This is a genomic window from Brachybacterium sp. GU-2, from assembly GCF_030866705.2.
Classification (GTDB): Bacteria; Actinomycetota; Actinomycetes; order Actinomycetales; family Dermabacteraceae; genus Brachybacterium; species Brachybacterium conglomeratum.
Map to the genome: position 1 here is coordinate 1,995,387 of NZ_CP133037.2, position 12,577 is coordinate 2,007,963.

The window sequence follows — 12,577 nt, forward strand, 5'->3', positions numbered from 1 at the left end:
CAGGCGTCCCGGCGCCTCACCTCACGAGTGGCCGGGTCGCGTCGAGTGGACGACGGGGGACGCTTCGCTCCGGGCGCACCAGCTGGCACCTTCCGAGGGAGGCGCACTCAGGCGGACAGGTGCGACCGCGGACCGTCACGCCCCCGATATTGACATGCCCTCGGCGAATAGAAAGGAGGGCGGTCACGATTCTTCACCTCCGACACCTTTCCGTAACCTTACCGCCCAGTAAGTTTTCCGCGTTGCCACTCTTATCTGGACATTTCGGACAAGTCTCCTGTGGCGTCTAGTCTGTGCGCATGAGCTCTCCCGTCCCCGTGCACCGCCCTGAGCCGCAGCCGCCCTCGGTCCTGTTCGTGTGCACCGGCAACGTCTGCCGCTCCCCTTTCGCCGAGCATCTGCTGCGTGATCGACTGCCTGGCAATCGCGCCGCGAGCAGGGGCATCTTCGCCCTGGAGGGCAGTGCGATGGAGTCACAGATGGCGGGTGAGCTCTCCGCGCGCGGGGTCGACCCGCAGGGCTTTCGCGCCCGCCAGGTATCCGCCACGGACCTCGGGGCGGATCTCATCCTGACGATGTCGCGCCGACAGCGCGCCTACCTCCTGGAAGAATTCCCTGCCGCAGCTCGGCGCATCGGACATATGGGACATGTTCCAGAACTCGCTCGGATGGCGTCGGAGAATTCGGCCGCTCCGCTGAAGGAAATCATCTCCGCGTGGACGCGCCGCGCGATTCCCGCGGGCCTCGACGTCCCCGATCCCTACGGCAAGGATGCGGCGCAGGCGGCACGGACGGCCGCGCTGCTGACCGAACGGGTGGAGCAGCTGTTGCCGGTGCTGCGCCGGGGCATCCTCGCCCCCTGATCAGCCCTGGCGGGCCCAGCCGTGGCCCACGAGCTCCGCGACCGCGCCACGGACGAGGGCCGCGCTCTCGGGGTGCTCCCCGATCTCCTCGATCACCAGTTGCTCGAGCTGGTCGAAGGCGAGAGGGCCCGCGTCGGCGAGCAGGTCCCAGACCAGTCCCGCGAGGCCCGGCAGGTGGATCGCCCCGTGCTCGCCGAGCACGAACAGCCCGGACTCGACGGCGAGCGCCTGGCGGAACGGTGCGGCGGCGATCGTGCCGGGTGCTGGCACCGCGTCCTCGCCGCCGGCAGCATCGGTGGGCCGCGGCGCGATCTCGACCGTCTCGACGTGCTCGGGCGGCGGCAGGTGGCGCAGCAGCTCCTCTAGCTCCGCGGCCTCCCGATAGCGCACCTCGAGCGCCCCGCCCACGGAGTCCAGCAGGGCGGCGAGCGCGGCGAGGCCGTCGGGCACCTCCCACAGGGAGGAGGTCTGCGGCACGATCCGGGTCAGCGCCTCGGACAGCGGCACCCGCGTCACCGAGGACCCCTCCCCCGGCTCGCCCTCGTCCTGGATCCGCTCGAGCAGCAGCACCATCGCAGGTGCCGGGGCGGCCGCCTCATCGGCGGCGCGCAGGCCCAGGCCCGGCAAGGCGAGATCCCGCTTCGCGCCGAGCTCCGGGTCGTGCTTGGAGACGGGCTTGGGATACGGGGTGAGCGCGAAGGTGCCGGGGGTGATGATCGTCAGCTCGTCGGTGAGATAGGCGCCGTCCCGTCCGAGCAGGGAGGAGGCGGTGGACTTCCCCGCCCCGGACGCGCCGACGAGCACGAGGGTGCCGAGCTCGGGGTGAACGACGGCGCCGGCGTGGAGCAGCAGGCGGGTGCAGATCAGCCGGCGGATCACCTCGCGGGTGAGGTGGCCGGAGATGGTGTAGCTCGCCTCGGGCCGCGCCTGCAGCGGGACGGTCCCGGCGGGGAGGTCGCCGCCGGCGAGCGCGTAGTCGAGGCGGATCTGCGGCGTCGCACCGTCGTCGTCGGCGGAAAGCAGGTGGGACCACAGGGCGTCGATCTCCTCGGCCACGGTCTCCAGGCCGGGCCCGAAGGTGAGCAGCACGCTGTGGCCGGCGACCTCGAGCCGGGTCGCGGCGATGGTGGTGGGCGCGGCGGTCATGCGGCGTCCTCCTCGATCGTCTCGAGGATCCCGCCCGCGTCGAGCTCGGCGAGGAAGCTAGTGATGATCTGCTCGGCGTCCTCGGGCACGTCCTCGACCTCCTGCCGCAGCCGGTCGGCGAGCTCGGCGGGACTCGCCGCGCGGTCCGGCGTCTCGGCGAGAAGCTCGAGCACGAGGGCGCCCACGCCCTGGATCCGGGTGATCGGGCCGTGGGGCAGCGCCCCGACCCACAGGTCCTCCCCGTCCCAGTCGCTGACCAGGGGGCGCAGCCGGTAGCGGGTCACGGGACGCTCGCCTGGACGAAGCGGCCGGAGCCGCCGGCGTGGAGCTGACCGGCGGCGGCGGGCACGAACAGGGCCTTGCCGGCGGTGAGCACGTGGCGACCCAGGTCGCTCTGCAGCAGCACCTCCCCCTCGAGGCCGAGGAGGGTGCGGGGCCCGCCGCCGGGGACGCGGTGGCGGGTGCGGAAGGTGCCGGGCGGGTCGGTGAGCGTGGTCAGCGACAGCTCGAAGTCGTCGACGGGGGCGTAGTAGGCGACCGACGTCGCGTTCTGCCGCTCGGGGGCGACGCGCAGGGGCGGTGCGGCCTGCACGCTCACGCACTGAAGCATCTCGTCGGCGTCGACCTTCTTGGGGGTCAGTCCCGCGCGCAGCACGTTGTCGCTGGCGGCCATGATCTCCAGGCCCACGCCGTGCAGGTAGGCGTGCAGGGTGCCTGCGGGCACGAACATCGCCCCGCCCGGGCGGAGGGTGACGGGGTTCAGCAGCAGCGCGGCGACCACGCCGGGGTCGCCCGGGTGGTGCTCGGCCAGCAGCGCGACGGTCTGGTCGATGCGCGGGGAGGGCGAGCGGCCGGACTCGGCACGGGCCCGACATGCCTCGACGACCTGCTGGACCGCCTCGGGGCTCGGGCGCATGGCGGACGAGACCAGGGTGCGGAACGCGGCGCGCATGCCGTGGGCGGTGGGGCTGCGGGTGAGGAGGGTGTGGAGGCGGTCGGTGAGGTCGGTGCCGAGCCCCTCCAGAAGCGCGGCGGCGCGGCGCGGGGTGCGGAACCCGCACAGCGCGGTGAACCGGGTCAGCGCGATGAGCATCTCGGGCTTGTGGTTGTCGTCGCGGTAGTTGCGCAGCGGCGACTCGAGCGGGAGCCCCGCGGCGGTCTCCGCGGCGAAGGATTCCTGGGCGTGCTCGCGATCGGGGTGGACCTGCAGGGACAGCGGCTTGTCCGGCGCGATGACCTTCAGCAGGTAGGGCAGGCGGGCGCCGAAGGCGCGCTCCACGCCGTCGCCGAGCATGCGGCGCGGGTCCGCGGCGATCGCGGCGTCGAGCCCGGCGCCGGCGTCCGGTCCGGTGGCGAGGGTGGAGGGCGCCAGCGGGTGCGCGCCGTACCAGGCCTCGGCCCAGGGGGCGCCGTCGGCGGGACGGCCCAGGAACTCGGGAATCGCGGTGGTCGATCCCCAGTCGTAGTGCTGGATGCGGCTATCGAGCTCCCACACGTCCGCGCCCCCTTCCCTTATCGTCCCTACGTCCTGCTGCGCTCATGACGAGCGTCCTTCCGCCCGTCGGCGCCGCTGTCGATCCTGCGGCCGGGGCCTGCGACTCCTACACTTCCCCCCATGACATCCCCCGTGCAGGTGCCGGTGCCCGTGCGTCTGCGCATGGCCCATGGCTGCCTCGACCATATTGCCCGAGGCGCGGGTGTGAGAATCCTGCATCTCAAGGGCGAGGCGCTGCATCCGCTGCTGGCCGAGGGCCGCGCCGGCTCCTCGGACTGCGACGTGCTGGTGGACCCGGCGCAGGTCGCGCCGCTGGTGGCCGCGCTCGAGGCCGACGGCTGGGAGCAGGTGACCACCTTCGAGCACGGGAGCGTCTTCGCGCATGCCGCGACGTTCCACCACCGCGTGTGGGGCACGGCCGATCTGCACCGCGCCTTCCCGGGCCTGGACCGGGATGCGGCGGCGACCTTCGAGCGCCTGTGGGCGCAGCGCGAGACCGTGGACCTGGGCGGCGCCCCGTGCTCGGTCCCGGATCTCACCGCGCAGCGTCTGGTGCTGCTGGTGCACGCCGCCCGCGATGCGAGCGGCCGCTCCCGTCACGACGTGCGCGTGGCCTGGACCGAGGTGGACAAGGCGGAGCGGGCGCGGATCGAGGACCTCGCCGCCGAGCTCGGCGCCCAGGTGCCGCTCGCGCTCGCGACCGGCCGCCCGGAGGCGGTCGAGGGCCTGCCCGGTGCGCGGGTGTGGCAGGCGGTGCACGACGGCGCCGCCCCCTCCGAGGTATGGTGGGCGCGGCTGCGGGACGCCGAGGGACCGCTCGTGAAGGCGCGGCTGCTGGTCGAGGCGCTGCAGGTCAATCGCGATCATCTGGGCCTCCGCCTGGGCCATGCCCCGTCTCGGCGCGAGGTGCGCCGGGAGTGGTGGGTGCGCTGGGGGCGCTTCCTGCGTCGCTGAGTCCCGGCCGACGGGCCGACCTGCGCACGGCGACCCTGCACACGAGGAGCCCCAGGCCGACGCCGAGCGCGGCCCCGGCGGTGTTGGCGAGGATGTCGACCAGGTCCTGCTCCCGCGTGCCGATCTCGCCCTGGTAGAGCTCGACCGCGATCGAGAGCCCCGCGCCGGCCGCCACCCACCACCAGGTGGGCACCAGCACGGCGAGCGCCGCGAAGAACGGCACGAACAGCGCCACGTTCGCGAGCGCCGCGAACATCTCCGGCGTGATCTGCTCGCGCAGGCCGACGGCACCGGTGACGGCGTACCAGACCCGCACGTTCAGCCGGTTCACGGCCCAGCCGTCCGACGTCAGCAGCAGGGCACCGGCCGCGAGCGGGTAGAGCAGCAGCACGAGCGCGGCGAGGAGGCGGAGGGTGCGGGGCAGTGCGCTGTGGGGGCGCGCAGCGGGCGCTCCGCCCGGGGCGGGCCGGGCCATCGTCAGTAGGCGCCCGAGGAGGCGAGCACGGCCTTGACCGTGCGGATGAGGATCTGGAGGTCCTGGGTGAAGGACCAGTTGTCGACGTAGTAGGTGTCCAGCCGCACCGTGTCCTCCCAGGAGAGGTCGCTGCGGCCCGAGACCTGCCACAGCCCGGTGATTCCGGGGCGCACGTGGAGGCGGCGCTTCGCGTCGTCGTCGTAGCGCTCCACCTCGCCGGGCAGGGCGGGGCGGGGGCCGACGAGGCTCATGTCGCCGCGCAGCACGTTCCACAGCTGCAGCAGCTCGTCGAGGGAGAAGCGGCGCAGGAAGCGTCCGGGGGCGGTGATGCGTGGGTCGTCCTGCATCTTGAACATGACCGTGTTGCCGCGGTCCTGGACGGCGCGCTCGACCATCTCGACCTTCACGGCCTCGGCGTCGGTGACCATCGTGCGGAACTTCAGGAACTCGAACTGCTTGCCGTCGCGGCCCACGCGCTGCTGACGGAAGATCACCGGGCCTCCGTCGTGGGTGCGGATGCGCAGCGCGATCAGGGCCAGCAGCGGGGAGATCAGCGCCAGCAGGGCCGCGGCAACGACCACGTCGAACAGGCGCTTGGTCCAGCGCAGGGCCTGGCGGGCGCGGGGCAGGTCCATGTGCACCAACGGCAGGCCCGCGACGGGGCGCATCGTGACGCGGTCCGCGGAGATCTCGGTGAGGGCGGGGACCACGATCACGCCGATCTTCTCGTGCTCGAGCTTCCAGGCGGTGCGGCGGAACTCCTCGGCGCTCGCGGTGGAGCCGGCGGTGAACAGCAGCATGTCCGGCGCGACGGACTCCGCGATGGCCAGCAGGTCACGCTCCGCGCCGAGCACGGGGATCCCGAGCCGCGAGGATTCGACGATGCCCCTCGGGGTCACCGCACCCACAATGTCGTAGCCGAGCCACCGCTCGCGGTGCAGGGTCGCGGCGATCCCGTCGACGTGGCCAAGGGCACCCACGGCGATCACCGATTGCCGGAAGAGGCCGCGTACGCGGGCATTGGCGAGGCCGCGCCGCAGCAGCAGCCGGTTCAGCAGGAGCAACGGCGGGCCGGTCACGAAGAACGCGAGGAAGAAGGCGCGGGAGAGCTCGAGATCCAGCAGGTAGACGAACGCTCCGATGGCCCCGAAGGCGGCGCCGGATGCGTGGAGGACGTTGCGGTAGAGCTGCGGGCCGGCGGTTAGCTGTCGGCGGTCGTACCCGCCGAACATCACGATCGCGGCCAACCAGCCCAGCGCCATTACGACAGAGGCGCTGGCGACGTTCTCGCGAAGATCACCGGCCGGCGGCAGGACGAGCTGGCGCACGGCGAACGCGATGCCCACCGCGAGGGCGAGCACAAGCACGTCCCCGACGATCATGGCCGGCAGCGCCAGCAGGCGCAGCCGTGCCTCCGACGAGCGCCGGGTCCGCGTCGAGGGTCGATGGCGCGCCGGCGCGGCACGCTCGACATCCAGATCAGTCAAGGTCCCCAACCCCAGGTTCCCCGGGAACAGCGTTCAACGGCCCCTCCACGGTTCATCGGCGACCACAGCCACTGTCTCATACCCCTGCGCTGGACCGGCCGGCCCTGCGCCCAACTGCCTCGAGCGCCCGTAGGAGATATCGGGCGAAGCGACGCTTAGTTGCAACTTTAAGGGTGAGGTCCGACAGGCGACACAGTTGTGCAGAAACTGTGACCGACCCTGCACACGGCACCCCAGCCGATGCTCGATTTCCATGCAGTTTCCAGCGGGAACTGGCATCTGCCACCACTGCTAACATCGGCGTCTCGACACCGGGGCGCCCACCAGGAGGTCAGATGCCGCATCACACTCGGTGCCTTGTCCTCACCGGCGGTTCCGCCGCCGACGGCCCCTACGGCATCGACAAGCTGGGCACCCTGGGGTACGAGCTCGTGGAAGTGAAGCCCGCCAGCCATCGCCTCCACCGCAAGATGCGGGACGTCATCGAGCACCGCACGGGATTACCGCTCGACAAGACGCTCCGATCGGTCCCGCGAGCTCGGAACAGCGACCTGGTTCTCGCGTTCCTGGAGCGAGAGGCACTGACAGCCGCGGCACTGGCACGCCGCGGAGTCCCGCCATACGCCAATCGTCCACTCGCCATGATCTGCTGCTGGCTCGCCGACGAGCTCAGAGAGATGCCCGCTGAGAGCAGACGACGGGTTGCGGCGCGATACCAGGGCGTCGACCTCACGATCGTCTTCAGCGAGAACCAGATCGACATCCTTGTCGACGCGGGGTTCTCGGAAGGTTCCGTCGAGGCTGTTCCCTTCGGGTTTGCCGAGAGGATATTCACCCCGCAGCCCTTCCACGCTCGCTCCCCTTCGATCACAGCCGTGGGATTCGACCGTGGGCGAGACTACGCAACCCTCATCCAGGCCGTCCGAGGAACGGACCTCCGAGTAGATCTCTACTGCAAGCCAGAGAACATCACAGGTCTCAGCCTGCCGGACAACGTCCATTTCCATGGCGTCGTTCCGTTCGACAGATACAAGCAAGCGATCTCGTCCTCGCAGATCGTCGCCGTTCCGACTCGCGAGATGGCATATCCATCAGGGCAGACCGTCGCGCTCGAGGCCGGCGCAACTGGAGCCTGCCTTGTCCTCACGAGAACGCCCGCTCAGAGCGAGTACTTCTCTGACGACACCGCCTTGCTCTGCCCTCCAGGGGACGTAGAAGCCTGTCGATTGGCCCTCTTGCGCGCTGCGGAGGACTCCGAGCTCCGGGAAGGTCTCGGAGCGTCCGCTGCCCATGACATCCGGTCGCGTTTCACGTACTCGCAGATGTGGAAGCGCATTGACGGCCTGTTCCGAGACCGAGGGTGGGTCAACGATTGACCGCGACCGATCCCGGGTCCTGTCACCCGCAGCCGAGGAGACGATCCGCCACACTCCGGAACCGACTGGCACATGGCCCAGACGAAGGCGCTGAACTCCGATGACCACCCACGAAACTGCCCGCCGCGTCGTCGTTCTCTCGCCCGTCCCCGCCCTCGAGTCGCCGACGCATGCGGGAGGTCTCCTGCTCACAAGGATCGTCCGGGCCCACCTTTCGTCCGGTGCGCACGTCACAGTGCTCGTCCCGTCCACGAACGCCACGATCGAGGCCCTCCACGGGACCGCGCCTGCCGCTCCCACCCATCTGCTCGGCAGGCCGCGCGACCATCGCGGCCTGCATCGATTGGCACTGACCGTCGTCCATCGTGCCCTCCCCGTCCTGCCCTCGCGGGGTCTCGCCGAGGCTCCCTGGCACTTCCTCGCCGATCTGCTCATCGACCGCTCAGTCCGTCGGCTGCTCCGCGCGGCCGATCTCGTGGACCTCCAGTGGGAGGAGTACGGGCGCCTTACGCCGCTGATCCGGAAGGTCGCCCCGAACGTCGCGACGACCTGCATGTTCCACGACGTGAACGAGCAGAAGCTCACCCGCAGCATCGACACAGCGGGAGACAGAGTTGGCACGCGGGCAGCTCTCGCCGACCGTGCCCGCAATCGCCGGCTCCTCCGACGCGCCGCACCTGCGCTCGACCGCGCCTTCGTCCTCTCCGAGAAGGACCGGGTGCTGCTCGAAGGCTGCACCTCCGGGCTGCCATCCGCCATCGTCCGACCGCCGCTCGTCGACGACTCCACGCCGCTATTCGACGTCGACTCCCGCCCGCCGATCATCGGCTTCGTCGCCGCACTGCGACGCCACGAGAACCGTGACGCCGCGCTGCGGCTCGCCACTCGCATCTGGCCGCTCGTCCGTTCTGCACGGCCCGACGCACGCCTCCGCATCATCGGGGGTGGTCTCGAGGATGCGCCCCGCGCGCAGCTCAGTGGCCTTCCAGGAGTCGAGCTCACCGGATTCGTCGATGATCTCGACGAGGCGTACTCCGGGCTCCGCGCTACCGTCTCACCGATCGACCGCGGTGCCGGGGTCAAGTTCAAGGTGATCGAGTCCATCGTTCGCGGCATACCGACCCTCACCACCACCGTGGGAGCTGAGGGCATCGACACTGACCTTTTCGACCTAGTCTCCGATGATGATCACGAGCTGGCCCAGGGAGTCCTCGACGCACTGTCGAACGACGGTGCGGCAGTTCGGGCGCGTAAGGCGGCTATGCGCGCTCGCACGACATACGGAGCACGCGAGTTCGCTAAGGAATACCTCTCGGGCGTTGAGGACGCGTTGATGAGCCGCCAGGCGAGGGGCTGACCAGCGTCAGACGTCGAGCTCGAGTCGCCCCAGCTCCACGAGCCGTGCGAACTCCGAGTTCTGCCGGTGAAGTTCTGTCATCGTGCCCCGTCCGGCCAGTCGGCCCTCCGAGAAGAACAGTATGTCGTCCGCGTTCTTGACGGTCGAGAGGCGGTGCGCGATCACGATCACTGTGAGCTCGCCGTGCAAAGCGGCGATGGTCTCGGTGATCTGGTGCTCCGTCTCGTTGTCCAATGCGCTGGTCGCTTCGTCGAGGATCAGCACTCGTGGGCGGGCGTACAGGGCGCGCGCGATGCCGATTCGCTGTGCCTGGCCCCCGGAGACGCGGACCCCGCCGTCACCGACCCACTGGCCGAGCCCCTCGGGCAGGTCCGCGACGAAATCCTCGAGCCGAGCTCGGCGCACGACGTCGGCGAGATGCTCCTCGTCCACCTCATCGCGCAGGGCACCGAAGGTGATGAGGTCTCGGAGCGGGGCATCCCAGAGATACACCTGCTGGGAGACGACGGCCACCTCGGACATCCAGCGTCGCGGCTCCTGGGAGACATCCATGTCGCCGACCGTGATGGTGCCTTCGGTCGGCCGGAGCAGACCGGCGACGAGGTCGGCGAAGGTCGTCTTCCCTGCACCGGAGGGCCCCACGAGGGCGACGGTCGTACCCCGATCGATCCGGACCTCCACCTGGGAGAGGACATCACGGTTGCCCGTGGCGTAGCGGAACCCCAGATCCCGGACCTCGACGGGCTCTTCCGGCACCGGAGCGTCCTGCTCACCGGTCGGGACGATCTCCACCCGACCGACCTCGTTCTCCAGGCTCCCGATCTCGTCCGCCGCGAACGTCAGGTTCGGCATTGCCGCGCGGAGGTTGTTGACGGTCGCGACGACGCGGTTGAGCGCTGGGACGATGCGCACCGCACCGGCCGCGAACACGGCGAGCAGGCCGAAGGCGGTCGCCTCGTCGTAGAGCCAGAAGAGAAGCAGCGCGATCAGGAGGATCCCGACGATCATCGCGATCTCGAGGAGGTACTTCGGAGCTTCTCCCAGGATGCCCTGGCGCTGCGCTGTCCTCGCATACCGGCTGCGATTGGCGCGATAACGCTCGACGAAGAGCGACTCCCTGCGGAAGAGCCTCGTCTCCCGGAAGCCCTCGATCGCCGGGTTGAGATGGGACCACGCGTCCTGCTCGAGCATCAGGCCCCGGAGCCCGAACTTGTAGGCGAAGGGCTTGAACACCCGAGCCACCAGCAGTGCCGTCCCGCCGAAGACGAGGATCGCCAGCACCGAGGCGAGCGGTGCCATGAGCACGAGAGCGAGGAAGATCGCGATGATCGCGAGTGCATCCGTGAGGACCAAGATCGCGCCCAGGAGGACCCCGCGGAACGCCTGCGGAATGGCTCCCGTGATGGCCTGCAGAATCCTGGACCGAGAGCGGCGACGGAACTCCTGGTAATCGGAGCGAAGGTATCGCTCCAGCATGGTTGCCTGCGCTGCGGCCTGCGCCCGGTTGACGACGCCCAGGCTCCACCATCGGATCCCGATCACGCCGAGATTCTTCGTGACGAAGGCGAGGCCGACGACGAGCGTCACGGCGAGGAGGAGTGTCTGGCGGTCGTGCGTGCCCACGAGCGGCACGACGAAGCGCTCCACCACGCCTGGAATGGACTCCGGCGACATGAGCATCTGGGTGAGCGGCAGCATGAGCGCCACCGCGACGAGGTCGAGCAGTGCCGAGATCACAGAGGTGAACAGCAGGCCGATCAGGCTTCCCCGCATGCGCCACGGCACGATCGCGATGACAGTGCGCAGCCGAGCAACCACAGCACGGATGCCCCCTCGTTCCGTGGTCGGCATATCCACCTTCTCCTGTACGTCAGGAACCCCTCGCCGGCTCGTGGGGCCGTGGGTTCCACGTGCCATATCCTACGAACAGAACGGACTTGTCCCAGCCCAGGACCTTGAGAACATGGAGCGGCCTGACGTGCAGCGTCATTTCATCCACCCGGCGCACTTGGCCGGAGCACCATGATGAGCGTCCGAGTCGATCACGTCATCGTCACGAGCCCCTGGGACCCCGCATCTCCTCGTTCCTGGTCCGGCGTGGTGCTGCCCATGATGGAGTCGCTGCGCGACGAGTTCGAACGAGTGGACTTCGTGCCGGCCGGGACGGAGACCGCTCTAATCGACCGGGCCCTTGCGCGCCTGCACGGCCTCCGCGATCGAACGCATCTGCCCGCGTGGTCGGCGCCGACTGCACGACGCCGGAGCCGACGAGTAGCAGACGCGCTTCGGACCCTCCCGAGAGATGCGCCGATCATCGGGATCGCGGCGACACCCGAGCTCCTCGACGTGCCGAGCTCGCGCCGGATCGTGCAGGTCACGGACTCCTCCTTCGCAGCGCTGGCAGACACCTATCCGGACCTCGCCCGCGTCCCGGCCCACGTGCGGAGAGGCGCCCTGCGCATCGAGCGGGAGGTCGCCGGGCGCACCGAGTCTTTCGTGGTCGCCTCCGCCTGGAGCCGCGAGCGGCTGCTCGACGATCTCGAGATCCGCCCCTCGCGAGTGCGGGTCGCCCGTCTAGGCCCTGGGGTGCGGTCGCTGCCCGGGGTCGTCCGCCCCCCGAGGCCGCAGGATGCCCCTCTGCGGCTGCTCTTCGTCGCCAGCGATTGGAGGCGAAAGGGAGGAGATATTGCCGTCTCCGCGGTGGACGAGCTGCGTCGGCGCGGTCACGACGTGCGGCTCACCGTGGTCGGAGACGCGGTCCCGCCCCTTCCGGAGCACGTGCTGCGGGCCGGCCGGCTCCGCCGCGAGCAGATGAGCAGCGCGTACCTGACACACGACGTCCTCCTCGAGCCGTCGAGAGCCAGCGCAGGAGGAGTCGTCGTGACCGATGCGCTCCACCACGGGCTCCCCGTCCTCGCCGCCGCGACTGGTGGGCTGACCGACCTCGTCATCGACAGCAGTTCGGGCTGGCTCATCGCCGACGACGGGGCGCCAGGTCCATTCATCAAGGCTGTCGAGGAACGGGTCCTCACAAGTGATCTCGCGTCGTACTCCGACAACGCCGCTCGGTGGGCTGCGGACAACGCGGACTGGAGGGGCTGGGCTCGATCCGTCCGTGCGGCGATCGAGGGATTCAACGACACTCGCGACGAAGGGGAGATGACTCGGTGAGAATGATTGAGGGTCTCCGGCAGGCCAAACATCAGACATTCCTGGTCTCGAAGAAGGTGCGCCGCGCGGTAGCGGCCGCTGCGCTTCACGATGCCGACCGCCGCGGTGCTCGGCACGAGGAGAAGCGGCCGTTCACCTACACCGAGAACAAGTTTCCCCAGCCCCTCACCCTCAGGCACCAGTCCCACTTCCGGTTCACCGACCGGCTCCGCTCCCAGCTCGAGGACTATCGATGACAACGGTCCCCTTCAGC

Annotated in this window: 12 protein-coding genes; 6 read left to right on the forward strand and 6 right to left on the reverse strand. The window is 69.9% G+C overall.

Going from position 1 to position 12,577, the window contains the following annotated elements; all coding sequences use genetic code 11:
- Positions 1-299: 299 nt before the first annotated feature.
- Entirely contained in the window at positions 300-863 is a 564-nt protein-coding gene (locus tag RBL05_RS09110; protein ID WP_308739775.1) for a hypothetical protein, read from the forward strand.
- Here RBL05_RS09110 and RBL05_RS09115 read toward each other — a convergent pair whose 3' ends face one another.
- Genes RBL05_RS09115 through manA form a run of 3 tightly spaced genes read right to left on the reverse strand, consistent with a single transcriptional unit; the run spans position 864 to position 3,504 of the window.
- Positions 864-2,009: a hypothetical protein gene (locus RBL05_RS09115; RefSeq protein ID WP_308739774.1), complete on the reverse strand. Its 1,146-nt coding sequence runs from the start codon at positions 2,007-2,009 to the stop codon at positions 864-866.
- Complete coding sequence (locus tag RBL05_RS09120) at positions 2,006-2,293, reverse strand: PqqD family protein (RefSeq protein ID WP_308739773.1); 288 nt, start codon at positions 2,291-2,293, stop codon at positions 2,006-2,008. The genes RBL05_RS09115 and RBL05_RS09120 overlap by 4 nt, the downstream gene beginning before the upstream one ends.
- The gene (gene manA / locus RBL05_RS09125; RefSeq protein ID WP_308739772.1) at positions 2,290-3,504 is read right to left on the reverse strand and encodes a mannose-6-phosphate isomerase, class I; all 1,215 of its coding nucleotides are present in this window, start codon (positions 3,502-3,504) and stop codon (positions 2,290-2,292) included. Before manA ends, RBL05_RS09120 begins: the two co-directional genes overlap by 4 nt.
- Before the next feature lie 120 nt (positions 3,505-3,624).
- On the opposite strand from manA, the gene RBL05_RS09130 reads away from it, so the two are divergent.
- Entirely contained in the window at positions 3,625-4,458 is an 834-nt protein-coding gene (locus RBL05_RS09130; protein ID WP_308739771.1) for a nucleotidyltransferase family protein, read from the forward strand.
- On the opposite strand, the gene RBL05_RS09135 is transcribed toward RBL05_RS09130, so the two are convergent.
- Together RBL05_RS09135 and RBL05_RS09140 are read right to left on the reverse strand one after the other, a co-directional pair.
- Positions 4,358-4,933: a VanZ family protein gene (locus tag RBL05_RS09135; RefSeq protein ID WP_308739770.1), complete on the reverse strand. Its 576-nt coding sequence runs from the start codon at positions 4,931-4,933 to the stop codon at positions 4,358-4,360. The genes RBL05_RS09130 and RBL05_RS09135 overlap by 101 nt on opposite strands.
- Positions 4,934-4,935: 2 nt before the next feature.
- Positions 4,936-6,420, reverse strand: coding sequence for a sugar transferase (locus RBL05_RS09140; protein WP_308739769.1), 1,485 nt, complete (start codon positions 6,418-6,420; stop codon positions 4,936-4,938).
- Between the two features lie 335 nt (positions 6,421-6,755).
- Between RBL05_RS09140 and RBL05_RS09145 the strand changes: the two genes are divergently transcribed.
- Together RBL05_RS09145 and RBL05_RS09150 are read left to right on the forward strand one after the other, a co-directional pair.
- Positions 6,756-7,796 carry a glycosyltransferase family 4 protein gene (locus tag RBL05_RS09145; RefSeq protein ID WP_308739768.1) on the forward strand — a complete coding sequence of 347 codons (1,041 nt, stop codon included), beginning with the start codon at positions 6,756-6,758 and terminating at the stop codon, positions 7,794-7,796.
- 343 nt (positions 7,797-8,139) lie between these two features.
- The gene (locus RBL05_RS09150; RefSeq protein ID WP_308739767.1) at positions 8,140-9,153 is read left to right on the forward strand and encodes a glycosyltransferase family 4 protein; all 1,014 of its coding nucleotides are present in this window, start codon (positions 8,140-8,142) and stop codon (positions 9,151-9,153) included.
- A 6-nt stretch (positions 9,154-9,159) separates the two neighbouring features.
- On the opposite strand, the gene RBL05_RS09155 is transcribed toward RBL05_RS09150, so the two are convergent.
- Positions 9,160-10,971: an ABC transporter ATP-binding protein gene (locus RBL05_RS09155; RefSeq protein ID WP_318603580.1), complete on the reverse strand. Its 1,812-nt coding sequence runs from the start codon at positions 10,969-10,971 to the stop codon at positions 9,160-9,162.
- Between the two features lie 207 nt (positions 10,972-11,178).
- Here RBL05_RS09155 and RBL05_RS09160 point away from each other — a divergent pair, with 207 nt between their 5' ends.
- Together RBL05_RS09160 and RBL05_RS09165 are read left to right on the forward strand one after the other, a co-directional pair.
- Positions 11,179-12,324, forward strand: a complete 1,146-nt coding sequence (locus RBL05_RS09160; RefSeq protein WP_308739765.1) for a glycosyltransferase family 4 protein — start codon at positions 11,179-11,181, stop codon at positions 12,322-12,324.
- Positions 12,325-12,326: 2 nt separating this feature from the next.
- Complete coding sequence (locus RBL05_RS09165) at positions 12,327-12,560, forward strand: hypothetical protein (RefSeq protein WP_308739764.1); 234 nt, start codon at positions 12,327-12,329, stop codon at positions 12,558-12,560.
- Positions 12,561-12,577 lie beyond the last annotated feature (17 nt).

Bases quoted from the DNA above. Each gene is read 5' to 3' on its own strand.
- RBL05_RS09165 (WP_308739764.1), top strand. From the start codon at position 12,327: ATGATTGAGGGTCTCCGGCAGGCCAAACATCAGACATTCCTGGTCTCG.
- RBL05_RS09130 (WP_308739771.1), top strand. From the start codon at position 3,625: ATGACATCCCCCGTGCAGGTGCCGGTGCCCGTGCGTCTGCGCATGGCC.
- RBL05_RS09160 (WP_308739765.1), top strand. From the start codon at position 11,179: ATGAGCGTCCGAGTCGATCACGTCATCGTCACGAGCCCCTGGGACCCC.
- RBL05_RS09110 (WP_308739775.1), top strand. From the start codon at position 300: ATGAGCTCTCCCGTCCCCGTGCACCGCCCTGAGCCGCAGCCGCCCTCG.
- RBL05_RS09135 (WP_308739770.1), bottom strand. From the start codon at position 4,933: ATGGCCCGGCCCGCCCCGGGCGGAGCGCCCGCTGCGCGCCCCCACAGC.
- RBL05_RS09145 (WP_308739768.1), top strand. From the start codon at position 6,756: ATGCCGCATCACACTCGGTGCCTTGTCCTCACCGGCGGTTCCGCCGCC.
- RBL05_RS09115 (WP_308739774.1), bottom strand. From the start codon at position 2,009: ATGACCGCCGCGCCCACCACCATCGCCGCGACCCGGCTCGAGGTCGCC.